Genomic DNA, 23,496 nt, shown 5'->3' on the forward strand with positions numbered 1-23,496 from the left:
TTCAGCCTCCCATATCCTGGCTGTCCATCGAACCGCCCGCCTGCCCGGACCGCGCCTGCTCGGCGGTAAGGGCCTTGCGGATTTCAGCGTGGTCGGAGAAGGGCAGCGTCACGGAGCCGACGGTCTGCCCCTCCTCATGTCCCTTGCCTGCGACGATCAGCGTATCGCCGGGCCGCAGCATGCCGACGGCGTGGCGGATCGCCTCCGCGCGATCGGCGATCTCGGTCGCGCCGGGAGCCGCGGCAAGGATCTCGCTGCGGATCGTCGCCGGCGTCTCGGACCGCGGATTGTCATCCGTCACGATCACGACATCCGACAGCCGGGACGCGATCTCGCCCATGAGCGGCCGCTTTCCCTTGTCGCGATCGCCACCGCAGCCGAACACGGTGACCACGCGTCCTGTCGTGAAGGGTCGAACAGAGGACAGAACCTGCGTCAGCGCGTCGGGCTTGTGGGCATAGTCGACATAGGCAAGCGCGCCGTCCGCCGTCTGGCCGACAAGCTCGAGGCGGCCCGGGGCGCCCTGCAGCTTTTCCAGCGCCAGCATCACCACGTGCGCCTCGACCCCGGTCGACATGGCGAGCCCTGCGGCCACCAGCGCATTGGAGATCTGGAAATCACCCGCCAGCGGCAGGTTGACCTCGAAGATACGCCCATCGACATGCACTTCGGCAATCTGCTTGTGACGGAAATGCTCGACGCGCTTCAGCGTGAGATAGGTGCCCTTGCGGCCGACCGTGCGCACGTCGCTGCCGGCTGCCGTAGCGGCCCGGATGGCCGCGTCCGACCATTCGTCGTCGGAGAAGATGACGGCCGGCGCGCCCTTCGGCAGCAGCGCTTCGAATAGCCGCATCTTCGCCCCGAGATAATGCTCGATCGTGGGATGATAATCCATGTGGTCACGACCAAGATTGGTGAAGGCCGCCGCCGACAGGCGTACCCCGTCGAGCCGGCTCTGGTCGAGCCCGTGACTGGAGGCTTCCATGGCCGCATGCGTCACGCCGGATGCGGCGAGCTCGGAGAGCAGACGATGGAGAGACACCGGGTCAGGTGTGGTGAGCGAGCCGTAATCATTGCGCCCGGGCGCGACCACGCCGGTGGTGCCGATCATCGCCGCGGAAAGCCCGGCCTGGGCCCAGATCTGGCGGGTAAACGAGGCGACCGAGGTTTTGCCGGCCGTTCCGGTCACGGCGACCATGGTCTCCGGCTGTGCACCGTAGAACGTCGCTGCGGCATGCGAGAGAAACCTGCGGGTGGAGGCGACCCGGATAACGGGCACGGAGAGGCTGGAACCGAGGTCCCCTTCGGTCACGACGGCGACGGCGCCCCGGGCGACGGCGTCGTCGACATAGACGCTGCCATTTGCCGTGGTGCCGGGAACCGCCACGAACAGCGTGCCCGGCAAAACCTTGCGACTGTCGGCGGTCAAGCCGGTAATGTCGGCATCTGGCTGGCCCGGAGCAAGAGACATCGCTGCCCCCTCCTGTCCGTCCCCAAGCATCGCAAGGTCACTGATCTTCATCGATTGCACTTTTCCCAACACGATTCCCTTGGCCTTCACGGCCGCGTGAACGTCCTTTACCGTTCAATACGCCACAAGCAAGGCGGAACCGTCAGCGCCGAACTTCGGCTCGACGCCGAGAAGCGGCGCAGACCGGCTGATGATATCATGGACCATGGGAGCCGCCGAGTTACCGGCAAGTGCCGCCCCATTGCCCTTGTCCGTCTTCGGCTCGTCGATGAAGGTCAGCACCACATAGCGCGGATCGTCGATCGGAAACCCGGCCAGAAAGGCGTTGAAGTTGGCGTCGCTCGAGTAGCGCCCGTTGATGACCTTGTCGGCGGTGCCCGTCTTGCCGCCGACATTGAAGCCGGGAACACGAGCGTTCTTGCCGGAGCCATGAATGCCGTTCCAGCGGAACAGATAGCGCATGTCCGCGCTGGTGGAGGGCTTGATGACCCGCGTCGACGCAGCCGCGGCCTCCTCAATGGAGCGCGGAAGGAAGGTCGGCTCGATCAGGTTGCCACCGTTGACCAGTGCGGCACCGGCAACAGCCGTCTGCAGCGGGGTCGTCGAGACGCCGTGGCCGAAGGAAATCGTGATGGAGTTGATCTTCTTCCACACCTTCGGCTGGCTGGGCATCTTGATCTCCGGCAATTCCGTCGGGATCTTCGTCAGAAGGCCAAGCCGCGTCAGGAATTCCTTGTGGGCGTCGATGCCGACGAGATCGGCCATCTTGGCCGTGCCGATGTTCGACGAATACTGGAAGATTTCCGGCACCGAGAGGACGCGATGCTTGCCGTGGAAGTCCTTGATCGTGAAGCCGCCGATGCGGATCGGGAAGCGTGCGTCGAAGCTGTCGGTCAACTTGACCTTGCCGCTGTCGAGCGCCATGGCCGTCGTGAACGACTTGAAGGTGGACCCCATCTCGAACGTGCCGTTCGACATGCGGTTCATCCAGCCTTCCTTGGCGCCGTCGGCCGGCTTGTTCGGGTCGTAGTCGGGATAGGAGACCATGGCGAGGATTTCGCCGGTCTTCACGTCCATGACGACGCCACCGGCAGCAAGCGAGCGGAACTTGGCCATGGCTTCAACGACGACGTCGCGCAGGATGTTCTGCACACGCAGGTCGATCGACAGACGCACCGGCTCAAGCTTCGCATCGCTGGTCATGCCGATCGCCGCGAGATCCGCAAGACCCTGGTTGTCGATCCAGCGTTCCATGCCGGCAATGCCGCGGTTGTCCACGTTGACGTGGCCGACGACATGCGATGCCGTGGCGCCACCGGGATAGAAGCGCCGCTTCTCCGGGCGGAATCCGATGCCGGGAATACCGAGCGCAAGGATGTCGCTCTGCTGCTTGGGGGTCAGCTGGCGACGCAGCCACTGAAAGCGCGTCTTCGACTTCAGCTTGTTATAGATGTCGGCATTGTTGAGATTGGGCAGGACCGTCGCCAGCTGCTCGACCGCCTCGTCCGCATCGACGATCTTGTGAGGCTCGGCAAAGAGCGACACCGTGCGGATGTCGGTTGCGAGGATCTGGCCGTTGCGATCGAGAATATCCGGCCGCGAGGCCATGAGATTGTCGGCACGGCCGATGCTCGACACGGTTTCCGGCTGCGCGAAGCCGTACTGGATCAACCGGCCGCCGATGATGCAGTAGACCACGGAGAAGCCGGCGATGACGATCGCGACACGGCTGCGGGCCTGGTTGCCGCGCCGTTTGCGGATACCTTCAAAGGGCGCGTTGCGCGAAAGGTCGCCGGGATGATTGTTGCCGCCAGCGGAGAAGTGCGCCTTGCTCTTGACGACCATGATGCGGGAAAGAAACGACATCAGCGCGCCACCGAACCGGTTGAAATTTCGTCGGTCGCATCGTCATCGCGGGACGCGACGGCGGGAGCGGCCTTCTTCTTGCCCTTGCTGTCCTTCTCTTCCGGCGGAGGCACGTCGGCCTTCATCATCGGAAGCTCTTCGGGATGCACGAGCTGCGTCGGATCCGTGGGAACCAGCTGGAGATCCTTGTCGTAGGCCTTGACCAGGCGATCGAGACGGTTTGGCTGCGTGAGGAGCGACCAATCGGCGCGCAGCAGGTCGATCGTGTCTTCCTCGAGCTTGATCTTCGCATCGAGGGAACGGACCTCCTCGAGCTTGTTCTCGGCCTGGTGCTTGATCGTGTAGGTGACCGTCGCTGCGGCGGTCATGACGACGATCAGGACGATATCCAGCGTTCTCAACATTGGTCAGCCTCCCAGCTTCGAAAGACTTGCAAGGTCTGGCAGATCGAAAATCGACATGTCGGCGGCCTCGGCTGGGGCATGCGTGCGCTCTCCGACGCGCAGTTTGGCGGAGCGGGCGCGCGGATTCCTGGATGATTCGTCTTCGCTCGCGGCAATCATGGCCTTACCAACTGGTGCGAAGGTTGCCGGACGCTCGTGCATGATCGGGAGATGACGGGACCCGGACGCCTTGCCGGCCCGGTCCTGGAAGAATTTCTTGACGATCCGGTCCTCGAGCGAATGAAAGGTGACCACGCTCAACCGCCCGCCGGGCTTTAGAGACCGTTCGGCGGCAAACAGCGCCTGGGCCAACTCACCCAGCTCGTCGTTGACGAAGATGCGCAGGGCTTGGAAGACGCGGGTCGCGGGATGGATCTTGTCCTTGGCCTTGCGGGGCGTCACCACCTCGATCAGCCCTGCCAGATCGCGCGTCGTCTCGAACGGCGCCTCGGCGCGGCGTTTCTCGATCGCGCGGGCGATGCGGCCGGACTGCGGCTCTTCGCCCAGAAAGCCGAAAATGCGGATGAGGTCGCCGACCTTGGCGCGATTGACGACGTCGGCGGCGGAAACGCCGTCCGAGGACATGCGCATGTCGAGCGGGCCGCGCCGCTGGAAGGAAAAGCCCCGGTCCGCCTCGTCGATTTGCATCGAGGAAACGCCGATATCGAGGACGACGCCATCGAGCCCGCCTTCGGGAGCGTGGCGGGCGAGCTCGGAGAACTGGGCATGAACGAGGGTCAGCCGGCCGCCGCTTGCCGCGACAAGATCCTGTCCGGCCGCGATCGCGCTCGGATCGCGATCAAGAGCGATGACATCGGCGCCGCTTTCGAGGATGGCGGACGTATAGCCGCCGGCACCGAACGTGCCGTCGAGGATCGTCTTTGCCGGGCCAGGCTGAAGACTGGTCAGGACCTCTGGGAGAAGAACCGGAATGTGGCGGACCGGTCCGCCATCGGCTCCAGCTGAACTGTCGCCAAGATCCGCCACCATTCCGTCTCTCCATGCTAGCCGGGACGCAGACCTCGCAACCTGCGTTCCTGACGTGCCGCCGCCTGCGCTTCCTGAAACACCTGCGGCGCCCATAACTGAAAGTGATCCGCCCGACCGACGAAGGTCACCTCGTCGGTGATGCCGGTGAAGTCGCGAATGAAATCCGAGACCATCAACCGACCTTCCTGGTCGAGTTTCATGAAGACCCCGCCCCCGTGAATGAGGAGCGACATCTCGTTGGCTTGCGGCGAAAACGGATCCTCGCCCGCAATCTGCCGTTCGAAACGATCCAGCAATTCCGGCCCGCCCGCACTGATGGCAGGAAACACGAAATCCTGGAAACAATACAATTCCCGGATATCCAGCTTGGCCAGCACGCCGCGAAACGACGCGGGCACGGAAACCCTGCCCTTCGCATCGATACGATTCGTGGCATGCGAGAGAAAGCGGTCCATGATGCGTAAAAGCCGTTTTCATCCAACGCGCCGGCGGAAGACGCCCGCAAGCAACTCCGGAAGCAGACACAGTACGCCACTGCCGGGCGACGTGCCCGTTCCAAAACCCCTCTCGGGACAACCACCAAACTCGCGATGATCGGGCCGTCAACGACCCCTGTGCAGTGCATGATTGGGATAGCATGGGACCATATGGGGGTCAATGGGATTTGGGTCTCTGGAGGGCCTGCCTCCATCGATCATTGATAGACTGTTAAGTTTAACAAATGGTTACGATGCGCCGTTCGGCGCTGGGTCCGAAAGCGACCATCACCCGCCCGTGAAGAACCACAGAGGGCGGTCGGATTTCTGAAAAGTAATATGGAAACAAAGGGATAGCGGAGCGCAGGCGGCGCCGGCCGAATGGCGAATGCGCGCGTCGAAGGGATCAAGGAGAGAAGCGCCAGTCGGCCTGTAAGCCGGGTTCTGTATGGCTCCGGCCGGTTGAGGACCGGAACGTGGCAGCCATTCATCTGGGACGACGCTCGCGCGCCGCCTCGTGCAACCCACCCGGATGACTGGCCCGGAACAGGCCGGCAGCCTTGCGGCTGCCACGTCATCCCTATTCGGTCTTGCTCCCGGTGGGGTTTACCGTGCCGCCCCTGTTACCAGACGCGCGGTGGGCTCTTACCCCACCCTTTCACCCTTACCCGCGTCAAGCGCGGGCGGTTTGCTTTCTGTGGCACTATCCCTGAGGTCGCCCTCGCCGGACGTTATCCGGCACCGTTTTTCCGTGGAGCCCGGACTTTCCTCCCCCCGCAACCTTTCGGTCATAGCGGAGAGCGGCTGCCCGGCCGACTGGCAGCGTCCTGATAGCGGAGACTTCCATCCTTGGCCAGCCTTATCCAAGCATGGCACCGACAGGCTCAGGCAAACACCGGTGCGAAGGACTGGCTGTAGCCTTCGAGGTCGACCTTGCCGTCGAGAATCAGCGAGGCTCCGAGCCGTCCGATCTCGTCGCAACTCTTCGCGGCCATGCCGTTGCCGCCGGTCAAAAGAGCGACACGATCGGACTCGACGTAGCCGACATAGGGATAGCCGGTTTCGGTCAGCGTGACGACGCAGGGCGAAAAATGCGTGCTGGCCGGCACAAAGTCCGGCAGGATGGCCGAAAGGTGCCGCGCCAGATGCGCTGCCGCATGGGGCCGACCACCGCTGCGGAACCAGGACCGGATCGCCGCCTCATCGTGCAACACGCAATCATCGGGATCGCCGCCGATCTTGATATAGGTCTTGCCGTCGGGATAGGCGATCGGCGGCAGCAGATAGAAGCTGTCGGCGTCGGTCGGCCCGTTGCGGATCAGCGACGGCATCGCGACCAGACGATCCCGGTCGTGCTCTGCGACCTCTGCAAAGAGGACGGTCCGCGCCATGACGCGGAGCGCCGGCTTTCGACCGAGCAACGTCTCCGAAAGCGCAAAGCCGCCGGTCGCCACCAGCACCTTCTCGGCCCGGTAGACCCGACCGTCGATCGTGGTGACGGTCACGCCATCCGCCGTTTCGAGAAGTTGTGTTACCTCCCGGCTGATGATCGACGCGCCCGCCTTGGCGGCGCAGACGGTCTCGGCGGCGACCAATGCCCGCGGGTTGATATGCCCGGCAGACTGCGCCTCGAAGATCCCGCCTTCATCAGCGTAGAAGGCAAAATACGGGAAGCGCGATGGCAGGTGCGTCGCATCCAGATGGTCCACGGCGACGCCCAGCTCGCGGGCAGCCGCATCGACATGGGCGAGATAGGGTCCGCCCTCCCGCGCCGCGATCAGGCACCCGACCTCCGTGTAGAAGGCAAGGCCCGACCGGGCTTCGAGCGCGCGGTAGCGCTCGATGGAGCGGCGGGCCATGCGCGCCCAGTCGGCGTCGCTGTCGATGGTGCGGGTGATGCGGCCATTGTCGTAATGGCTGGAAAACACGCCGTCATGCGTGGCCCAGTTGGCGGGCTCGTCCGGGCCGATGAGCGCGACGCGCGCGCCGCCGGTGGCGAGATGCCGCGCGGCAGACGCGCCCATCATCCCCTTGCCGATCACGATCGTGTCGAACATCTCGCTCATCATCGCCATCTCCGGTTCCTGCGACATGGGGACCGGCGCCCCCAGGCCTTTCGTCTACGAGTCGAGCAGGGTCTGGACCTTGCCGCAATAGCGCCGGGACACCGGGTTCATGCGGGTCGCGCCATGGCCGGCGTTGTAGCGCAGGATCGTCCCGCAGGTGAAGCCGCCCGACAGCCGATGCGCCTTGGCAAGGTACTTCATGCCAAACTTGATGTTGGTTTCCGGATCGAACAGCCCGGCCCGGCCCCCGTCATACCCCATCATGCGCGCCGTCGCCGGCTTGATCTGCATCAGCCCGATCTCGCCGGCACTGCCACGCGCCTTGGGATTGAAGTTGCTCTCCACCCGGATAACGGCATGGGCAAGGTCGATCGGGACACCGAAAGCCTGCGCATAGGTCGCGATGAGGCCGGAATAGGCCGGCGCGTCCATCTCGAAGCTGGTCAGCGGAAATCCGAGCGTCCGCCCGATCTCGGGCAGCGCACGCGTCATCTCGGCGGCCTCAACGTTCTCCAGAGACGCCGTCCGCGTCGATGGGGATGGGAGGGAGAGTTCTGTGGATGCGGTCTGATAGGCGGCTTCCGGTGCCGGAACGACCGGGACCGAAGCACCGGCGAAGGATGGTTGAACCCCAGAAAAAAGCGCGCAGAAGCAGGCGGCTGCCTGGACGACAGTCGTTCGTCTCATGAATTTTGTAAACTCCGCTAAGATCGGGAGACCAGCGGACGCCCCGCCCCGGTCTTGCCTGATCCATGATCATGGTCATCAGCGGGGAACGGTACGCAACCCTCAGGACCCCGCCCTCGGTACGGCGTCAAAATCCGTGCGGAACATGGTCAGGATATGGCAGTGCAGCAAATTGCCGCCATTCGGGCGAAGCGACGGCGTTGTGTCAGCGGGCAAAGGCGGGCAGCGTGCCCAGCAGCCGATGCAGGGTATCGAGCGTCGAGATATCGGCGATTCCATCGATTCGTTCGGGCCGGAAATGCCGCTGGAACGCCTCGACGACGCCGTGCGTGCGCTCACAGAATTCGCCTGTCACCTCAAGACCATAGCCGTAGAGCGACAGCATGCTCTGGATCGCCTCGACCGGCTGCCCGGTGTCGCCCCGCTGAAAGTAGCGTCCGCCGCCGACGGGTGCCGGCGCAACCCAGTGACCAACACCTTTTTCATACAAATTCTTCCAGGGGAAATTTTCCCCCGGATCGACCTTGCGAATGGGCGCGATATCGCTGTGGGCAAGCACCCTTTCCGGGGGGATCGACCATCGTTCGACACAAAACTGACACAGTTCGACGACCGCCGCGATCTGGACATCGGGGTAATCCGGCAATCCGCCGGGATGTCCGGGATTGACGATCTCGATGCCGATCGACCGAGAATTGATGTCGGTCTCGTTCTTCCAGATGCTCTTGCCCGCATGCCAGGCCCTGCGGTCTTCCGCCACGAGCTGATCGACCCGACCGTCCTCGTGGACGAAATAGTGGCTGGAGACCTGGCTCTCCTCCCGGCACAGCCAGTCGAGCGCGCCGGCTGCCGTGGGCATGCCGGTATAATGCAGGATGATCATATCCGGGCCGGATACGTTCAGCCGCTCGTTATGATTGGGCGAGGCAACGAAACGCGCCTTGGGGAAATCGCAAACCGGAAAGCTCATGCCGCGCGACGTTCGCGCTCGATCGCTGCGTAGGCGGCGTTGAAGGCAGCCATTCGATCGTTGGCCGACGCATGCTGCTCGGCCGGGACGCCGCGGGCGACCAGAAGATCCGGATGATGCTCGGAGACCAGCACGCGATACCGGCGACGAATCGTCGAGAAGTCGTCCTTGCGCGAAACGCCGAGCAGCGCATAGGGATCCACGCCTTCGAGATAGGAATGGCGCGACAGGATGGTCTCGAACTTTGCCTCGTCCATGCCGAAAATCTCGGCGACGCGGCGCAGAAAGGCCAATTCCTTTTCATGCAGAGCCCCGTCGGACTTTGCGATATGGAACAGTCCGTCGACGATATCCTCAAGCACAGGGCAATCGGCTTCGCCGGAAACGCAGAGGCCGGAGAGTTTCTCGGCATAGGCTTCGTACCCGGCCACGTCCTGGCGCGCGAGATTGTAGAGCCGGGCCACGTTCTGCGCCTGGTCTTCAGGAAACTTGAAGATCTGGCGAAACGCCGACACTTCCGCCTCCGTCACCACGCCGTCCGCCTTCGCCATCTTTGCCGACAGCGCGATCATCGCCACGGAGAACGCCACCTTGCGGCGGGTCTCCGGGTCGCCCTCGAACAGCGTCCGGATCGCCTCGACGAGACCCGACAGCGCATTGCCGGTCGACGTCACGATTCCGATGAGGCGATCCCAGATCGACATGAGAATTTCTTTCCTGTTCGGCGGGCGCGTTGAGCGCCCTTTTTGTCCGGCTTGTTTTGTCCGGATGCGGTGTCAGGACTAAAGCAATGCAGGTGTGGTTTGTTGCATCGAAACTGCAGACGGGCTTGGCCAGGGCCGCCGCGAGAGGGTCAAGTCTGATCAGATGTCGGGCCCGATTGCAAGACGAACACGGCGCCGAACACCCATTTTATGATGGCCCTCATCATCTGTGCCTGCTTTCTGCAACGCCAGCCTGTCCGTTGGGTGCGTGTCATTTTACTTGCGATGGTTCTGGGCTAGGACAGGTGCGGTACACGATGAATGGCATCATCCCGAGGAGGAATCATGGCCAAGCAGAAAGTCGCAATGCTCACGGCGGGGGGCCTCGCTCCGTGCCTCTCGTCCGCTGTCGGCGGATTGATCGAGCGTTACACGGACATCGCTCCGGATATCGAACTGATGGCCTATCGCTCCGGCTATCACGGCCTGCTCCTCGCCGACCGGATCGAGATCACGCCGCAGATGCGGGAAAGGGCGGGCCTTCTGCACCGCTACGGCGGCTCGCCGATCGGCAACAGCCGCGTCAAGCTGACCAACGCCGCCGACTGCATCAAGCGGGGTCTCGTCAAGGAGGGTGAAAACCCGCTGCGGGTCGCAGCCGAGCGCCTCGCCTCCGACGGCGTGACGATCCTCCACACGATCGGCGGCGACGACACCAACACGACGGCGGCCGACCTCGCCGCCTATCTCGGCGCCAACGGCTATGATCTCACGGTCGTCGGCCTGCCGAAAACCGTCGACAACGATGTCGTGCCGATCCGCCAGTCGCTCGGCGCGTGGACCGCGGCCGAATACGGCGCGAAATTCTTCGACAATGTCAGCAATGAGCAGAGCGCAGCACCGAAGACGCTGATCGTCCATGAGGTCATGGGGCGCCACTGCGGCTGGCTGACCGCCGCAACGGCACGCAGCTACATGCAGACGATCGAGAAGACCGAGTTCGTCGACGGCTTCATGATGAACAAGGAATTGAAGACGATCGACGGGCTGTATCTGCCGGAGACGGCCTTCGACCTTCACGCGGAAGCCGAGCGTCTGCGCGCCGTGATGGCAAAGACCGGGTATGTCACGATCTTTGTCAGCGAAGGCGCCTGCATGGACGCGATCGTCGCGGAACGCGAGGCTGCGGGCGAAACCGTGAAGCGCGATGCCTTCGGTCACGTCAAGCTCGACACGATCAATGTCGGCAACTGGTTTTCCAAGCAATTCGCCGACCTTCTCGGTGCCCAGCGCGCAATGGTCCAGAAATCCGGCTATTACGCCCGTTCGGCGCCCGCCAATATCGACGATCTGCGCCTCATCCAGGGCATGGTCGATCTGGCCGTCCAGAGCGCCCTCGACAAGGTTTCCGGCGTCACCGGCCACGACGAGGACAAGGGCGGCAAGCTGCGCACGATCGAGTTTCCGCGCATCCGCGGCGGCAAGCACTTCGACACGGCAACGCCGTGGTTCGGCGACGTCATGGACGCGATCGGTCAAAGCTGGAAAGCCGCGCACTGACGCAAGGCACGGGGACAGGACGGCGGCAGCCGATTCCTTGCGCGCCGCCCTGTACCCGAAAGATGAAGAGCCGATGAAACGCGTGTGCCGGGGCCTTCCAAACGAGGCTCCGGCACCTGCATTTTCAGGGCTTTTCACGGGTCGCGGGCGGGCGCGGCCGAACCGAATGCCCGCCGTCGCTTGCGAGCGGCCTTCATATAGGTTAATGACGGCGACGACATGGCGGCTTTTGGCTGCAGCACTGGTAAGGCTACGGGGCCAAAAAGCACGAAAGCGACAGCATGGCAGTTTCACGTCTTTCCGTTCATAAACAATCTCTTACGGCGTGTGCGCTGATATCGGCGACCTTGATGGTCGGCTGTTCGAGCGTCGAGCGCACGCCGATGGAGCAGTTGATGGCAGCGCAGACGGTAACGCCGATTGCCAAGCCCGGAACGGAAATGACGGCTTACGCCCTCCCGACACCGGATGGCGCCGCCACCTCGGCCGTTGCCGCCCTCGCCGCTCAGACCGCCGACGCCTCGGCGCCTGCCAAGACCACGCCCGCACAGCAGGCGTCCGCAGCATCCTCGACGACACCTGTGGCCACGGCTTCGGCAGAAGCGGCCAAGACAGCGCCCGGCACCCCTTCGGCGGTGACGGCGCTTGCCAATACCGAAGTGGCCTCGCTCGCACCGGCCAAGACGGCAACAACCGCCGGTTCGGCCAACCCTCTCCTTGCCAGCACAGCGACCGACGCGCTGCCCGAAACGGCCAATGCCATGATCACGGTGCGCAAGGTGTCGGTCCAGCCGATGATTGCCAATGCGGGCGGCATGGATTCGGACTTCGATACTGGCGAGCCGGTTGGCTTGGAAACGCTCGTTGCCAAGCGCATGATCGTTCCCGCTGCCAAGCCACAGCTTATCTCGGTCGCGTATTCGAAGATGGAGTCGGCTGCCAGCGCCCTGATGGGCCGCGAAAAGCCCACGAGTTCGCGGCCGGATCTCGACAAGCTGATCACCCACTACGCCAAGCTCAACGGCGTTCCGGAAGAGCTGGTCCATCGCGTCGTGCGTCGCGAAAGCACCTACAATCCCCGCGCCTACCACAACGGCAATTACGGCCTGATGCAGATCCGGTACAACACGGCCAAGGGTCTCGGCTATGACGGACCGCCGGAAGGCCTGTTCGATGCCGAAACCAATCTGAAGTATGCAACGCAGTATCTTCGGGGTGCTTGGGTCGTTGCCGACAACCAGAACGACAACGCCGTCAAGCTCTATGCCAGTGGCTATTACTACCATGCCAAGCGCAAGGGCCTTCTCGACACGCTGGGAATGCGCTGACCTGTCAATGGTCTGAGCGCACTCCAAGCCCCGGCCCGTCGGCAGACGGCCGGGCTGCTGCCATATCCTTCACTTGATGTCTTGACGCCCCGACGCGGGCGCCTCCTTGAGGACGCCCGCCCGTCAGGGCTGTGGCTTCGACAGAGCGGCGATGATATCGCGATGGAGCGTGCTGTCGTCGTAGCCCATCTGACGTGGCGTCAGGCCCAGTCGGATGACGGCAAGCTTCATCGAGGGAACGAGCAGGATCGACTGCCCGTCATGGCCGCGCATCCAGTAGGCATCGCTCGGAAATCCCTGCGCCTCTGGTCCCGTCTTCATCCAGACCTGCCCGGAGCCGAACCGGCCGTTCGAGGCCGAGGTCGCCGTCCGCATCTGCCGGACATAGTCGGCCGGCAAGATCTGCTCGTTGTTCCAGGCCCCGTCCTGCAGCAGAAAGAGCGCGAAGCGGGCCCAATCCCGCGCGGTTGCATACATATAGGATGAGCCGACAAAGGTGCCGTGCGCATCCGGCTCCAGAATGGCGCTGCTCATGCCGAGAGGCCGGAACAGGGACGCGCGTGGAAAGGTCAAAGCCTCACGGGGGCTGGCGAACGAATTCATCCAGAGACGCGAGAGAATGACCGTGGTCCCGCTCGAGTAGGAGAACTGGGTCCCCGGGGCCGTGTCGAGCGTCTTCGACGCGGCATAGGCCGCCATGTCGTTCTCGAGGAAGAGCATGCGCGTGGCATCGGTCACGCTGCCGTAGCTCTCGTTGAAGCTCAGTCCGCTCTGCATTCCCAGAAGATCGGACAGCGTGATCCGGCTTCGCTCGTCATTGCGCCATTGCGGCAGGAGGTCGGCCTTGTCGAGGGCCATCTGCCCATCCCGGACGCGCAGGCCGATCAGCGCCGCCGTCACGGTCTTCGTCATGGACCAGCCGAGCAGCGGCGTGGACACATAGAAGCCGCGACCGTAACGCTCCGCAACGATCCGCCCGTCACGGACAACGACGATCCCCCGCATGCCCGGCCCTGCCCGGCGATCGTCGTCGATCAGCGCCTGCACACCCGCATCGGCGACCAGCGCCCCCCCATCGGGCCAAGGCTGCGTCGTGTCCGGCTCCAGGCTGCGACGACGCAGCGACCTGTTGCCGGGAAACGCGGCAAAAGCGCCGTCGGTCACGTTGGAGCAGCCGAGGCCGTCGCGAAAGATCGCGTGTCCCGGCGCTGCAAAGCCGAACATCCGGGCCGTCACCGTCTTGCGCTGTTCGTCGACGGAAACGCGAATGAAGCGCAGCAAGGGATGGCCCGGCGCCTGGACGTCGTCCGCGAGAACTTCCGATGCGTTGCGACCGGCAACAAACAGGCTGGAGCAGACGACTTTCGCCGCATAGCTGTCGCCGAGCTTCAGGATATCGGGAGGCGCGACGGTCAAAAACGTGCCGACACCTGCCACGAGCGTGAAGAGGCCACCGGCCATCGTCATGAAGAGGGTGCGTCTGCGCATGATCCGGTTCCGCAGGACTGCAGGCCGCGTGCCGGCCGAACGGCTGGCGCGATGACCATGCAGCACGTGAAGCTGCCGGGCGATACCTCTCTGCGGGGCAGAGTGGAAACCGCGCCGAGCGCCGGCAAGCGACGGCACGAAGCCGCGCACAGGCCGGCGCCGGCACCATTATGGCCGTTTCACCCTCGCGAACGCAACCCGCAAGGCGAGCGTCAGGCGCTCAGACGTCGAGGTAATGTGCCCGGTTGCCATCGAGGATGGCCGACACGTCGCCTGCGGCCACCGGTCGCGAAATCAGGAAGCCCTGAATGGCCTTGGCACCGCGAGACCGCGCATATTCCAGCTGCCGTTCGGTTTCCACGCCTTCGATGGTCGTGGAAACGTCGAACGTGTTGCCAAGGCGCAGGATGATATCGACCAGTTCCGCGTCCCGCTTGCTGCCGAGCATGGCCTTCGTGAAGGATCGGTCGATCTTCAGCTGGTCGAGCGGAAAGCGGCGCAGATTGTTGATCGAGGAAAAGCCGATGCCGAAATCGTCCAAAGCGATCCGCACGCCTTCGGCACGGAGCTCCGTCAGGCTGTCGCAGATCACGGCGGGATCCACGGAGAAGATCGATTCGGTCACTTCGATCGTCAGGCGTCCCGGGGCAATTCCCGACTGGCGCAGGCAATCCCGGACGAAAGGCAGGAACGTCGGATCCCGAAACTGGTCGCCGGCCACATTGACGGCAACCCCGATCGGTGCGGGCCAGTGTCTGGCTTCCGCGCAGGCAGTCCGGATCACCCAGTTTCCGATCGGCAGGATGAGCCCCGTAGCCTCGGCGATCGAGATGAAGCGGTCGGGCGCGATGACGCCCTTCTGCGGATGCTGCCAGCGGATCAAAGCCTCGAAAGCGCTGATCCTGCGTGTCTCCGAACACACGATCGGCTGGTACTCGAGGAAGAACTCGTTCCGGTCCAGAGCACGCGAGAGATCGTATTCCAGCTCGGAGCGTGCCGACGCTTCGGCCGACATGCCGGGCTCGTAGAAGACATGGCTGTTGCCGGCGATCTGCTTTGCCTGCATCACCGCGAGGTCTGCCCGGTACAGAAGGGCTGACATGGAGGTGTCCTCCGGTGTCGGCAGAGCAATGCCGATGCTCCCGCCGATCCAGACTTCTCCCGCCTCGAGCGCGAAAGGCGTGCTCAGCACCGTCTTGATCGTCCCGCAGATATCCTCGATTTTGCCGCGCGACGGCGAACCCGCGACGTGGACGGCGAATTCGTCGGCCCCCAGGCGATAGATCGTGCCGACGCCGCTCAGCACATTCGACAGACGCTTGGCAATCCGGATGAGGACCTCGTCGCCGGCGGCGTGGTCCATCGTGTCGTTGATGAACCGGAACCGATCGAGATCGACAAGCAACAGCGCGCCCCGCCCCTCTGCCTGGGGATCGTTCAGAAGCGAGGTCAGGTCGTGTTCGAGCGCAAACCGATTCGAGATCCCGGTCAGGTAGTCGATATGCAGGATGGGCGAAATCGACAGCGATCGGGAACCGCCCGCTTGCGATGCTTCGTACGGAACCTCTTGTGCGTTCGCGTGTGCCGTCCGCCCGGATCGTCTCTTGAAAAGCCACTCCAACATCATGCTCTTTCCGAATAGAAAGACTTCGCTCCGCGGGGCGCGTGGCCTCCAGGGCGGTCGAAAGTCCGACAGACGTCTACATGCTATACTTGTGGGTGATGCCAAGCTTCGTGCCAAGCGGAGTCTGCCGTATTGGTAAACGAAAAGCGTCATAAGCGGGGTCCACAGCCCACGTCACGAAAGTGTTGCGCAAGGATCCTAGAAGCAACGCATCTTCAACGACGGCTGTTCACCATGACCGATCTTGCGCCCACCGATCTCGCATCCTCTCCCCGTCTTGCAGATGCTCCCCGTCTTGCAGATGCTCCCCGCCGGCGCAGGAACCAGAAGCTGCGCAAGGCGCTGATCCAGCACCAGCCCCTGACGGCCTCCGGCCTGTCCGAGCGCCTCTTCGGCATGCTCTTCTCCGGTCTCGTCTACCCGCAGATCTGGGAGGACCCGGCGGTGGACATGGAGGCCATGCAGATCCGCCCGGAACACCATATCGTCACCATCGGCTCCGGCGGATGCAACATGCTCGCCTATCTCTCCGCCATGCCGGAGCGCATCGACGTGGTCGATCTCAACCGTCACCACATCGCGTTGAACCGGCTGAAGCTCGCCGCCTTCCGGCATCTGCCGGCGCAGGGCGATCTCGTGCGCTTTCTCGCCCGCGAAGATCTGGCCTCGAACGTGGCCGCCTATGATCGGTTCATCGCACCGCATCTCGATGCCGCCACACGCAGCTACTGGGAAAGCCGCAAGCTCAACGGCCGCCGCCGCATCGCCGTATTTGGCGCGAACCTCTACCGGACGGGCCTGCTCGGCCGTTTCATCTGGCTCGCCCATCTGCTGGCCCGGGCCCATGGCGTCGATCCTTCGGAGCTGATCGCCACCCGTTCGATGCGGGAGCAGCGACAGTTCTTCGACCAGCGCCTCGCACCGCTGTTCGAGCGCCCCGTGATCCGCTGGCTCACCGGCCGCAAGAGTTCGCTCTTCGGTCTCGGCATTCCCCCGCAACAGTTCGACGAGCTGGCAAGCCTCAGCAGCGAGAAGACGCTGGCTCCGGTCTTGCGCCACCGGCTGGAAAAGCTGGTCTGCCACTTCCCGCTGCGCCACAACTACTTCGCCTGGCAGGCCTTCGGCCGCCGGTATCCGCTGCCGCACGAGGGCATGCTGCCGCTGCATCTCCAGCCGGAAGCCTACGAGGCGATCCGCGACAATGTGGAGCGCGTCCACGTCCATCACGAAAGCGTCACCGATCTCCTGGCGCGCAAGCTACCGGGCACCGTCGATCGCTACGTTCTTCTCGATGCGCAGGACTGGATGACGGACAAGCAGCTGAATGATCTCTGGAGCGAGATCACCCGCACGGCGGCGCCGGGCGCCGTGGTCATCTTCCGCACCGCAGCCGAACGCAGCATTCTCGACGGGCGCGTCTCGGACACGCTCCTCGGCCAATGGCATTACGACCAGGCGAACGCCGAAGCGTTGAACCTCAAGGACCGCTCGGCCATCTATGGCGGCTTTCACATCTACCGCCGGGCGGCTTCAGCGGCATGACCAAAACCCTCATTTCCGACAGGGCGCATGCCGGACGCATGGACCGGATGTACCGGACCCAGCGCCATGTCTACGATGCGACACGGAAATACTATCTCTTTGGCCGCGATACGCTGATCGAAGACCTCGATGCCGGCCAGGGTGACCGCGTTCTGGAGGTTGGATGCGGCACCGGACGGAATCTGGCGCTTATCGCCAGGCGTTATCCGCATGCAAAGCTCTACGGCCTCGACATCTCGTCGGAAATGTTGCTGTCCGCCGAAAAGGCGCTCGCCGGCAGCCAAGCGACGCTGAAGACGGCCGATGCAACGGATTTCGAGCCGCGCGCCTTCGGGGTCGACGGGTTCGAGCGAATCGTCATCTCCTATGCCTTGTCGATGATTCCAGACTGGGAAAAGGCAATCGACGCCGCGCTCGACGCGCTGGTCCCGGGGGGATCCCTGCACATTGCGGACTTCGGCCAGCAGGAAGGCCTTCCGGCGATCGCGCGCCGCATCCTCACCGCGTGGCTCTCGCGGTTTCACGTCACGCCCCGCGCACATTTGATGTCTGTGGTCACGGCAAAGGCCGGGACACGCGGCTTGATCGTGGAGACGAAGACCCTTGGCCGGGGCTACGCCTGGCTTGTCGTCTGCCGCAGGCCTTAGCGTCCCGCCCCCGCCCAGCGCTCGACCGGCCCATAATCGGCCCGTGATCGGCATCTTCGAACGTCCCTCTCGCACGGGAGGCAGGACGTTACGGAGAGGTGTTTGACACAAGCCACGAACGCTATGATGCGATCAGGGCTTGAAACTAACCCAATTTTTACGTTGATATGATGAACATGGGGTTCGGGTCTCCGGGGGGTCGGCACATATGGGCAGTCACGGGTGAGGCACAACGTTCCATCATCAACGAACGGGAACTCCATGCGCCGGCTGCTCCTTGCTCTTTTGCCGCTTGTCTCGCTCCTGTCCGCGTGCACGTCGACCGACTATGATCTGGTCCAGACCGCGTCGATCCCTCCGCGATTCCAGGACAAGGATCCGCAGGATTTCGGCGAGCGGACCCCGCAGCATCACAGCATTCACGGCATCGACGTCTCCAAATGGCAGGGCGACATCAACTGGACGGCCGTCAAGCAGTCCGGCGTGTCCTTCGTCTTCATCAAGGCGACCGAAGGCAAGGATGTCGTCGATACCCGCTTCTCGGAGTATTGGCCGCAGGCCCGCGCGGCCGGCATCGCCTATGCGCCCTATCATTTCTACTATTTCTGCTCGACGGCCGATGAGCAGGCCGACTGGTTCATCCGCAACGTTCCCAGAAGCGCGGTCCACCTGCCGCCGGTTCTGGACGTGGAGTGGAACGGCGAGTCCAAGACCTGCCGCTATCGTCCCTCGCCGCTTACCGTGCAGACGGAGATGAAACGCTTCATGGACCGGTTGGAGGCCTATTACGGCAAGCGTCCGATCATCTACACCTCGGTCGACTTCCACCGCGACAACCTCGTCGGGCAGTTCAACGAGCATCATTTCTGGGTGCGCTCCGTCGCCAAGCATCCGGTCGAGATCTACAAGGACCGCCGCTGGGCATTTTGGCAGTACACGAGCACCGGGCAGATACCCGGGATTTCCGGCAACACGGACATCAACGTCTTCGCTGGCTCCGAAAAGAACTGGCGCAAATGGGTGAAGGCCGTTTCCGAACCGAAACAGGTGGCGGGCAACTGACGCACGCCACGCTGCCCTGCCGCTGTTTCCCTGTCTTTGCTTCTTCATTTGGCCCAATTGCCGTGTGACAGCGGCCTGACCCGCCGGTCTCGCGACCGGCGACCTATTGTCAGGGCGTCTCCCCACAGCCGTCTTGCCTGAACCCCACCGCCGGGATCGCCTTGCCGGATCGATCGCCGGACTGAACGATCGGCATTGCCGGAACCAGATTGAAGGACCACTCATGCCCCGCACCCGCCCGCTCTCGTCCCGTCTCGCTGCCGCCAGCCTGTTCGCGCTCATGACATCGGTGGCCGTCTCCGGTGTGGCCGCGGCCCAGACGGCATCCCCCGCTGGCGATGCCGCCAAGGCCGAAGCTCCCGCCACGTCGGCCGCACCGTGCGGCGGTGATCTGGCAACCTTTCTCAGCGGCGTGAAGACGGAGGCGGTCGGCAAGGGCATTCCGGCCGACGTTGTCGATCGGGCGCTGGCCGGCGCCGTCATCGACGAAAAGGTTCTGGGACGCGACCGCGCGCAGGGTGTCTTCAAGCAGACCTTCGCCGAGTTTTCCAACAGGACGGTCAGCAAGGCGCGGCTCGACATCGGTGCAAAGAAGATGAAGGAATATGCGAGCGTCTTTGCCCGGGCGGAGGAGGAATACGGCGTTCCCGCACCTGTGATCACGGCGTTCTGGGCGATGGAAACCGATTTCGGGGCCGTCCAGGGCAATTTCAACACGCGCAATGCCCTGGTCACCCTGGCGCACGACTGCCGCCGGCCGGAAATGTTTCGCCCGCAGCTGATGGCCGCCATCGAGATGGTCCAGCATGGCGACCTCGATCCGGCGACGACGACAGGCGCCTGGGCCGGCGAGATCGGCCAGGTGCAGATGCTGCCGGAAGACATCATCGCACAGGGCGTCGACGGCGATGGCGATGGTCACGTCAACCTGAAACAGAGCTCGTCGGATGCCATCCTGACCGCGGCGAAATTCATCAAGAGCCTCGGCTTTACCAAGGGCCAGCCCTGGATCCAGGAAGTCTCGTTGCCGGACAATCTGCCCTGGGAGAAGACCGGCCTGCAGCCGGGCATGACCGCGGGACAGTGGTTCGCGCTCGGCGTCAAGCCGCGGGATGGCAATACCCAGTTCGGCGACCTTGCCGCCTCCGTGGTCATCCCGCAGGGCCGCAAGGGCGTGGCCTTCATGACCTATCCGAACTTCAACATCTATCTCGAATGGAACCAGTCGTTCATCTACACGACGTCTGCCGCCTACTTCGCCACCCGACTTGCCGGGGCTCCGCCGTATGATGCCCGCAACCCGGAGCCCGGCCTTAACGACGAAGCCATGAAGGTGCTGCAGACCAAGCTCGACGCGATCGGCCATGACGTCGGCAAGATCGACGGCATTCTCGGCTCCGGCACCCGTGCCGCCCTGCAGCGTGAACAGCAGCGGCTCGGCATTCCCGCCGACGGCTGGGCGACACAGGCGGTGCTCGACGCGCTGCCGTAACCGCCAGGCATTCCCCGAAATCGAACGCCACGCGTCGGAAACGACCGCGGCGTTTCGCGTCGCTCACCTCTCGCCGGGACCATCGGCATCCGGTCGATCCCCCGACGCTCGATCCCGCCGATGTTGCCGGGCCAGCCGCAACGCGCGAAAGCGGATGCGCAGAGAGCGGCCGATCCCCATCAGCGCGGCACCGCCGCGCGACACCTCGGCGAGCTCCCGCTGATAGGCGAGCGCCAGCGCATGGCCGTAGCTTTCCCGGTGCTCGGCCGCCAGCCCGTCCAACCTGTGCATGATCGAGACCCACAAGGGCGATACCAGCAGCGAAAGTGCGGTGACGGCGATCGCCATGCGATAAGCGTCGAGATCGAGGGCGCCGGCCGAAAGACCGGCTGCCGCCAGCACGAAGGAGAACTCGCCGATCTGCGCCATGGAAAGTCCCGCGACGAGCGCGACCTGCGGCGGCGAGCCGGTGCGACGCAGCAATGCGATGTTCAGGACCGTCTTTGCCGCAATGACGACGACGGCCAAAGACAGCACGAGAACAAAGTGTTCGGCGATGAAGGTAAGGTCGATGAGAAGCCCGATCGACAGGAAGAAGGCGACGAGCAGCACGCTCTGGATCGGCTCGATAACCGGGATGACGTGGGCGCGTAAGGTCGAATTGCCGATGAGGATGCCGGCGAGAAAGGCCCCGTAGGCGGGTGACATGCCGGCGAGACCGGAGAGCGCAGCCGCCGAAAAACAGACGGCCAGCGCGCCGAGCGCCAGGATTTCCACCTTGCCTTCGACCGCCGCGGTGAACGGAAGCCGCAGCTTGCCACGACCTCCGAGCCACCAGAGAAGCCCTCCGAGCAGCCCGATGGCGAGGATCATCTTGACGGCGATCTCCACCACGCCGACGTCACCGCCGCTGCTGTCCGCGCCGCCAAGGCTGGTGACGAGAATGAGCATGGGGACGACGGCGATGTCCTGCGCGATCAGCACGCCGACCGCGATGCGACCGGTCTCGTTGCGCAGTTCGCCGCGATCATCGAGCATCTTCATCGCGACGACCGTGGAAGACAACGCAACGACGAAGCCGAGGATGAGCGCTTCGGCAGATGGTGTTCCCGAGACGGCCGACAGGATCAGCGCCACGGCCACGGAGACGCCGATCTGGCCGCCAGCAACGAGCAAGGCCTGCCGGAGACTGAGAATGAAGGCCCGGATCGACAATTCCATGCCGATGAAGAACAGAAGCACGATCACGCCCATCTCCGCCAGCAACGTCACGTTGTCGCTGTCGGAGATGAAGCCGAACCCGGTCGGTCCGAGCGCCACCCCGGCCAGGATGAAGCCGACGAGCGGTGGCTGGCGAAGCCGCAGGAAACCGAGCCCCATCAAGGCGGCAACGGCGATCACGATGGCAATCGAGACGAGATCCTGTCCGTGACCGGCAGCCTCTGAAGCCGTTTGGACGGCGGATGATGTGGGCAGCAGACGTCTCCTTCTTCGCGTTCCTCGACTCGCATCCTCGGGTGCGGGCTTGCCGGGCGCAACAGGGCGGCATGATCGGCATGGGGACGACGAGGTCAACCCTCGGCAGGTCGAAGACATCGGCCGACATCCGGCCAAGCGCGTTCCCACCACCAAGAAACGGGTGGATGGAACACGGAGAATTGGGCTACAGCCCGCCTTGGCGCCGGACGCAGCGGCGCGGACATGCAGGGACGGGGCGGAGAAACAAATGACGATCACGACAACACCCGCGGAAACGCGGATGACGCCGCTTACCTGGGGCCTGCTGGCGCTGCTCGGGCTGATCTGGGGCGCTTCGTTCTTCTTCGGGCGCATTGCGGTTCAGCACGTTCCTGCCTTCACGCTGGTGTTCCTGCGCGTCTCCATCGCCGCGCTGGCGCTGCATCTGTTCATTCGCGGCCGTTTCGACATCTACAGGCAGTTTGCGGCACGATGGCGCGCCTTTCTGGTCCTGGGGCTGCTCAACAATGCCATTCCGCACAGCTTCATCTTTCTCGGCCAGACGCAGATCGGCGCAGGCCTTGCTTCGATCCTCAATGCAACGACGCCGATCTGGACGGTCCTTCTTGCCCATGCCTTCACGAGCGACGAAAAGCTGAGCCCGAGAAAGATCGGCGGTACAGCGCTGGGCCTCGCCGGCACGGTGCTGCTGATCGGGCCAAGCGCGCTCGGCCATCTCGACGCGACGTCCAACGGCATCCCGCTTTGGGCGCTCATCCTGCCGCTGGGTGCGGCCGTCAGCTACGGGCTGGCCGGCATTTACGGTCGCCGTTTCCGCGGATTGGCGCCGCCCGTCACAGCCGCCGGCCAGCTGACGGCATCGACCCTCATCATGCTGCCGGTCTCGCTGCTGTCGGATCATCCGTGGACGCTGGCGATGCCGCCCATGACGACGATCCTCGCCATCCTGGCGCTCGCGCTGGTATCGACCGCCTATGGCTATATTCTCTTTTTCCGCATCATGGCGCGCGCTGGCGCAACCAACACGTCGCTCGTTACGCTGCTGGTGCCGCCCAGCGCCCTCCTCTTCGGTCTGGCCTTTCTCGGAGAGCGCCTCGACATCACGGATATCGGCGGAATGGCCCTGATTGCGGCAGGATTGATCGTCCTCGACGGTCGCCTGCTGGCGCGCAAACGATCTGGGGCCAAGGTTGTTAACACCTAAAAACAAATCGTTAAGATCCGATAGCCTATCGAAAACAAGAGCATGTCTCGCTTCACAGGCTGACGGACGGCGCTGCCGCTGCAACGCAGCACAAGATTTCCTTGGAGGTGTGACATTTTCAACCTATGTTTCAAGCGTTAACGCTTGGAGGGTTGAGTGGGAATCACACGGTCCGTGAATGTTCTCATGATAGGTGCCTCGTTCGCATTCATTGCGATGATGCTCTTCATCTAGGAGGAGATGAAAACCCCGGCGGCCTTGAGGATGGAGGCCGGTGGGAAACTCTCAGCGTGGGACGGGAGAATAACGTCTCTCTGCTCTGGCATGCAAAAGCCCTCGAAATGAACCTTCGAGGGCTTTTGTACGTCGTGTCCAGAACTTCGCCGGGGGCGAACCG

At 63.7% G+C, this 23,496-nt stretch carries 19 protein-coding genes and 1 other RNA gene; 7 read left to right on the top strand and 13 right to left on the bottom strand.

What is annotated here, in order from left to right:
* Position 1 precedes the first annotated feature (1 nt).
* From ASG03_RS16940 to ASG03_RS16985, 10 genes are all read right to left on the bottom strand, one after another.
* On the bottom strand, positions 2 to 1,522 hold the full coding sequence (locus ASG03_RS16940) for a UDP-N-acetylmuramoyl-L-alanyl-D-glutamate--2,6-diaminopimelate ligase (protein ID WP_062694684.1): 1,521 nt from the start codon (positions 1,520 to 1,522) through the stop codon (positions 2 to 4).
* Between the two features lie 63 nt (positions 1,523 to 1,585).
* The gene (locus tag ASG03_RS16945) at positions 1,586 to 3,337 is read right to left on the bottom strand and encodes a peptidoglycan D,D-transpeptidase FtsI family protein (RefSeq protein ID WP_062694686.1); all 1,752 of its coding nucleotides are present in this window, start codon (positions 3,335 to 3,337) and stop codon (positions 1,586 to 1,588) included.
* The gene (ftsL, locus tag ASG03_RS16950) at positions 3,337 to 3,741 is read right to left on the bottom strand and encodes a cell division protein FtsL (RefSeq protein WP_062474180.1); all 405 of its coding nucleotides are present in this window, start codon (positions 3,739 to 3,741) and stop codon (positions 3,337 to 3,339) included. The genes ASG03_RS16945 and ftsL overlap by 1 nt, the downstream gene beginning before the upstream one ends.
* Positions 3,742 to 3,744: 3 nt before the next feature.
* Positions 3,745 to 4,770, bottom strand: a complete 1,026-nt coding sequence (gene rsmH / locus ASG03_RS16955; RefSeq protein WP_062694688.1) for a 16S rRNA (cytosine(1402)-N(4))-methyltransferase RsmH — start codon at positions 4,768 to 4,770, stop codon at positions 3,745 to 3,747.
* 14 nt (positions 4,771 to 4,784) lie between these two features.
* A complete protein-coding gene (gene mraZ / locus ASG03_RS16960; protein WP_062474183.1) occupies positions 4,785 to 5,225 on the bottom strand; it encodes a division/cell wall cluster transcriptional repressor MraZ in 441 nt (146 codons plus the stop codon).
* Positions 5,226 to 5,663: 438 nt separating this feature from the next.
* Positions 5,664 to 6,066, bottom strand: an RNA gene (gene rnpB, locus ASG03_RS16965) — RNase P RNA component class A.
* 64 nt (positions 6,067 to 6,130) lie between these two features.
* Entirely contained in the window at positions 6,131 to 7,312 is a 1,182-nt protein-coding gene (locus ASG03_RS16970) for an NAD(P)/FAD-dependent oxidoreductase (protein ID WP_062695272.1), read from the bottom strand.
* A 54-nt stretch (positions 7,313 to 7,366) separates the two neighbouring features.
* Entirely contained in the window at positions 7,367 to 7,999 is a 633-nt protein-coding gene (locus ASG03_RS16975) for a lytic transglycosylase domain-containing protein (protein WP_082475816.1), read from the bottom strand.
* A gap of 205 nt (positions 8,000 to 8,204) precedes the next feature.
* Complete coding sequence (locus tag ASG03_RS16980) at positions 8,205 to 8,969, bottom strand: N-acetylmuramoyl-L-alanine amidase (protein WP_062694690.1); 765 nt, start codon at positions 8,967 to 8,969, stop codon at positions 8,205 to 8,207.
* A complete protein-coding gene (locus tag ASG03_RS16985; RefSeq protein WP_062474189.1) occupies positions 8,966 to 9,673 on the bottom strand; it encodes a J domain-containing protein in 708 nt (235 codons plus the stop codon). The genes ASG03_RS16980 and ASG03_RS16985 overlap by 4 nt, the downstream gene beginning before the upstream one ends.
* A 345-nt stretch (positions 9,674 to 10,018) precedes the next feature.
* Between ASG03_RS16985 and ASG03_RS16990 the strand changes: the two genes are divergently transcribed.
* On the top strand, positions 10,019 to 11,233 hold the full coding sequence (locus tag ASG03_RS16990) for a pyrophosphate--fructose-6-phosphate 1-phosphotransferase (protein ID WP_062694692.1): 1,215 nt from the start codon (positions 10,019 to 10,021) through the stop codon (positions 11,231 to 11,233).
* Between the two features lie 281 nt (positions 11,234 to 11,514).
* Positions 11,515 to 12,561 carry a lytic transglycosylase domain-containing protein gene (locus tag ASG03_RS16995; protein ID WP_062694694.1) on the top strand — a complete coding sequence of 349 codons (1,047 nt, stop codon included), beginning with the start codon at positions 11,515 to 11,517 and terminating at the stop codon, positions 12,559 to 12,561.
* A 123-nt stretch (positions 12,562 to 12,684) separates the two neighbouring features.
* Here ASG03_RS16995 and ASG03_RS17000 read toward each other — a convergent pair whose 3' ends face one another.
* Together ASG03_RS17000 and ASG03_RS17005 are read right to left on the bottom strand one after the other, a co-directional pair.
* Positions 12,685 to 14,049: a serine hydrolase domain-containing protein gene (locus tag ASG03_RS17000; RefSeq protein ID WP_062695274.1), complete on the bottom strand. Its 1,365-nt coding sequence runs from the start codon at positions 14,047 to 14,049 to the stop codon at positions 12,685 to 12,687.
* Between the two features lie 220 nt (positions 14,050 to 14,269).
* Positions 14,270 to 15,676, bottom strand: coding sequence for a putative bifunctional diguanylate cyclase/phosphodiesterase (locus ASG03_RS17005; protein WP_062694696.1), 1,407 nt, complete (start codon positions 15,674 to 15,676; stop codon positions 14,270 to 14,272).
* Between the two features lie 231 nt (positions 15,677 to 15,907).
* On the opposite strand from ASG03_RS17005, the gene ASG03_RS17010 reads away from it, so the two are divergent.
* The 4 genes from ASG03_RS17010 to ASG03_RS17025 all read left to right on the top strand — a co-directional run bounded on the left by ASG03_RS17010 (position 15,908) and on the right by ASG03_RS17025 (position 20,416).
* Positions 15,908 to 17,215, top strand: a complete 1,308-nt coding sequence (locus ASG03_RS17010) for a DUF3419 family protein (RefSeq protein ID WP_082475818.1) — start codon at positions 15,908 to 15,910, stop codon at positions 17,213 to 17,215.
* The gene (locus ASG03_RS17015) at positions 17,212 to 17,862 is read left to right on the top strand and encodes a class I SAM-dependent methyltransferase (protein WP_062694698.1); all 651 of its coding nucleotides are present in this window, start codon (positions 17,212 to 17,214) and stop codon (positions 17,860 to 17,862) included. The genes ASG03_RS17010 and ASG03_RS17015 overlap by 4 nt, the downstream gene beginning before the upstream one ends.
* A gap of 261 nt (positions 17,863 to 18,123) precedes the next feature.
* Positions 18,124 to 18,924, top strand: a complete 801-nt coding sequence (locus ASG03_RS17020) for a glycoside hydrolase family 25 protein (protein ID WP_062474199.1) — start codon at positions 18,124 to 18,126, stop codon at positions 18,922 to 18,924.
* A gap of 280 nt (positions 18,925 to 19,204) precedes the next feature.
* Complete coding sequence (locus ASG03_RS17025) at positions 19,205 to 20,416, top strand: lytic murein transglycosylase (protein WP_062695276.1); 1,212 nt, start codon at positions 19,205 to 19,207, stop codon at positions 20,414 to 20,416.
* A gap of 63 nt (positions 20,417 to 20,479) precedes the next feature.
* Here ASG03_RS17025 and ASG03_RS17030 read toward each other — a convergent pair whose 3' ends face one another.
* Complete coding sequence (locus tag ASG03_RS17030) at positions 20,480 to 21,817, bottom strand: cation:proton antiporter (protein ID WP_244475295.1); 1,338 nt, start codon at positions 21,815 to 21,817, stop codon at positions 20,480 to 20,482.
* Positions 21,818 to 22,142: 325 nt separating this feature from the next.
* Between ASG03_RS17030 and ASG03_RS17035 the strand changes: the two genes are divergently transcribed.
* A complete protein-coding gene (locus tag ASG03_RS17035; RefSeq protein WP_062694699.1) occupies positions 22,143 to 23,099 on the top strand; it encodes a DMT family transporter in 957 nt (318 codons plus the stop codon).
* Positions 23,100 to 23,496: the final 397 nt, after the last annotated feature.

This window comes from Rhizobium sp. Leaf341, from assembly GCF_001424325.1.
Classification (GTDB): Bacteria; Pseudomonadota; Alphaproteobacteria; order Rhizobiales; family Rhizobiaceae; genus Ferranicluibacter.

Coding starts and splice junctions, on each gene's coding strand:
- ASG03_RS16975 (WP_082475816.1), bottom strand. CDS start 7,999: ATGAGACGAACGACTGTCGTCCAGGCAGCCGCCTGCTTCTGCGCGCTT.
- mraZ (WP_062474183.1), bottom strand. CDS start 5,225: ATGGACCGCTTTCTCTCGCATGCCACGAATCGTATCGATGCGAAGGGC.
- ASG03_RS16985 (WP_062474189.1), bottom strand. CDS start 9,673: ATGTCGATCTGGGATCGCCTCATCGGAATCGTGACGTCGACCGGCAAT.
- ASG03_RS16940 (WP_062694684.1), bottom strand. CDS start 1,522: ATGAAGATCAGTGACCTTGCGATGCTTGGGGACGGACAGGAGGGGGCA.
- ASG03_RS16945 (WP_062694686.1), bottom strand. CDS start 3,337: ATGTCGTTTCTTTCCCGCATCATGGTCGTCAAGAGCAAGGCGCACTTC.
- ASG03_RS17010 (WP_082475818.1), top strand. CDS start 15,908: ATGACCGATCTTGCGCCCACCGATCTCGCATCCTCTCCCCGTCTTGCA.
- ASG03_RS17020 (WP_062474199.1), top strand. CDS start 18,124: ATGCGCCGGCTGCTCCTTGCTCTTTTGCCGCTTGTCTCGCTCCTGTCC.
- ASG03_RS16995 (WP_062694694.1), top strand. CDS start 11,515: ATGGCAGTTTCACGTCTTTCCGTTCATAAACAATCTCTTACGGCGTGT.
- ASG03_RS16990 (WP_062694692.1), top strand. CDS start 10,019: ATGGCCAAGCAGAAAGTCGCAATGCTCACGGCGGGGGGCCTCGCTCCG.
- ASG03_RS17025 (WP_062695276.1), top strand. CDS start 19,205: ATGACATCGGTGGCCGTCTCCGGTGTGGCCGCGGCCCAGACGGCATCC.
- ASG03_RS17000 (WP_062695274.1), bottom strand. CDS start 14,049: ATGCGCAGACGCACCCTCTTCATGACGATGGCCGGTGGCCTCTTCACG.
- ASG03_RS17005 (WP_062694696.1), bottom strand. CDS start 15,676: ATGATGTTGGAGTGGCTTTTCAAGAGACGATCCGGGCGGACGGCACAC.
- ftsL (WP_062474180.1), bottom strand. CDS start 3,741: ATGTTGAGAACGCTGGATATCGTCCTGATCGTCGTCATGACCGCCGCA.
- rsmH (WP_062694688.1), bottom strand. CDS start 4,770: ATGGTGGCGGATCTTGGCGACAGTTCAGCTGGAGCCGATGGCGGACCG.
- ASG03_RS16980 (WP_062694690.1), bottom strand. CDS start 8,969: ATGAGCTTTCCGGTTTGCGATTTCCCCAAGGCGCGTTTCGTTGCCTCG.
- ASG03_RS17015 (WP_062694698.1), top strand. CDS start 17,212: ATGACCAAAACCCTCATTTCCGACAGGGCGCATGCCGGACGCATGGAC.
- ASG03_RS17035 (WP_062694699.1), top strand. CDS start 22,143: ATGACGATCACGACAACACCCGCGGAAACGCGGATGACGCCGCTTACC.
- ASG03_RS16970 (WP_062695272.1), bottom strand. CDS start 7,312: ATGAGCGAGATGTTCGACACGATCGTGATCGGCAAGGGGATGATGGGC.